We start from the raw sequence: 2177 nt of genomic DNA on the forward strand, positions 1-2177 counted from the left end.
ACCATTATTAGCAAGGGGGAGTAACAAAGGGTCAATCCCTTTTATATTGCTGGTATCGGTGGTAATTGTTGCTCCTGTCGTGTTTTGGATGAGACTGAATTGAATCGTATCGAAAATCCCGCTTAAATCCGGTGCTCCCCCACCCGAGTCGCTATTTTGAGCAATAATGCTGTTTTCAATGGTAAAAGTATTGTTTGTCCCAAAGTTAACGCTCAAAATCCCTCCACCATCCCCCGCACCGTTGTTATCGGCATCTGCGACATTGAAGGCGATCGTACTGTTGCGGATCGTTCCATATTTCGCAAAAATTCCACCACCGTATAGATTACTAGAGTTTCCAGAAATCGTGCTATTTGTGATGATTACATTATAGGTCCTAATTCCACCACCATTGTCACCGCTAGAATTCCCTGAAATTGTGCTATTGCTGATGGTCATATTATCGGCATTAACGCTGTAAGCATAAACTCCACCCCCCCTGCCGCTGCTGGAGTTCCCTGAAATTGTACTATTGTTGATAGTTACGTTGGAGTAAGCATAAATTCCCCCCCCTCCTATTATTCCACCGCTAGAATTCCCTGAAATTGTACTATTGGTAATCGTTACATCATTAGCGCCAGCAAATCCACCACCATCGGAACTGCTGGAATTCCCTGAAATTGTGCTATTGTTGATGGTTGCACTAGAGTAAGCATAAATTCCCCCTCCTATTCCACCGCTAGAATTCCCTGAAATTGTACTATTGGTAATCGTTACATTATTTGCGCCAGCAAATCCGCCAGCAACTCCACCACCATCGTCACTGCTAGAATTCCCTGAAATTGTGCTATCGGTAATGGTTGCACTAGAGTAAGCATAAACTCCTCCTCCTTTTTGGTTACTGGAATTCCCAGAAATTATACTATTGTTGATATTTAGAGTGCGGGTATCCACTCCACCCCCGTCTTGGCCACTGAAGTTCCCTGAAATTGTACTATTGTTGATAGTTACGTTGGAGTCAGCATAAATTCCACCCCCTTTTTCGTTACTGGAGTTCCCTGAAATTGTACTATTGTTGATAGTTACGTTGGAGTCAGAATGAATTCCACCCCCATCGTCGGTGCTGAAGTTCCCTGAAACTGTACTATTGTTGATGGTTACGTTGGAGTAAGCATAAATTCCACCCCCATCGTCGGTGCTGAAGTTCCCTGAAATTGTACTATTGTTGATGGTCATACTAGATGTAGTCGCAACTCCTCCACCGTCGTCGCCACTCGAATTTCCGGAAATGGTGCTATTGCTGACCGTTAAACTTCCGGAACCATTATGATAAATACCTCCTCCACTTCCTGTGGTACTCCCATTCTGAATGGTTAGATTCTTAATGGTGGCATTATTTGCAGAAATATTAAAAATGCGATTCATTCCACCTCCATCAAGAAATAGATTATTTTGTCCCGTTCCCTCTAAAGTTAAATTGTCAATTGACCAGTTGATTTCATTCCCTGTCAAATCAATCGTCACCACTCCTGCAAATGCTGTCGGGTCAAATGTAATGGTGTCTCCCATAGTTGCTACACTTTCAATAACATCTTTTAAAGAACCTGCTCCACTCCCTGTTGTAACTGTAACCGTTGCTAACTTCCCATCCCAGTTCGCTAAAGTTCCATCGGTAAAAGGTATCCCTGCCTCAATATTTCCCGTACTATACTCCAATATCCAATTGCCTCCATAATTAGCACTTCCCGTTGCATCTACCGAAGCGGCTACATCTGCACCTGTCGCATTGGCCATTTGATTAACTAAACTTTCTCCTGCTGCCCCTAAAGCCGTAAAACAACTATAGAGCAAAATATCTGCAAGAGGAGAGAGAGATTCTCCCCAACTTTCCAATTGAGTGCGATATTGTTGAACGTTTTGCGCTGTAATAAAATCTTTCCCTAACCAGAGTTCCCCAGAATTTCCTTCTGCAACGATGCTTAGAGTCTCGATGGGGTCATTGGCAAAATTCAAGACTTCGGTAATCTTAGCCATACCATCTTCACCTCTGAGCACCAAACGGGAAACGGTGCCGGCTTCTCCTCCATAGAGTAATTTATAGGGATTATCTGCTCTCTCGTCAATGAAGGTATAATCCCAAGAATCCCCAACTTTTTCGCCAAAGCGCATCACTGTGGGGCTGTGTTGTGTTCCATCCC

At 43.5% G+C, this 2177-nt stretch carries 1 protein-coding gene; it reads right to left on the reverse strand.

The window, feature by feature from the left end:
- On the reverse strand, nucleotides 1-2177 hold a 2177-nt coding region (locus JUI58_RS02085), incomplete at both ends, for a DUF4347 domain-containing protein (RefSeq protein WP_204102085.1).

This window comes from Spirulina sp. CCY15215 (genome assembly GCF_016888125.1).
GTDB lineage: Bacteria > Cyanobacteriota > Cyanobacteriia > Cyanobacteriales > Spirulinaceae > CCY15215.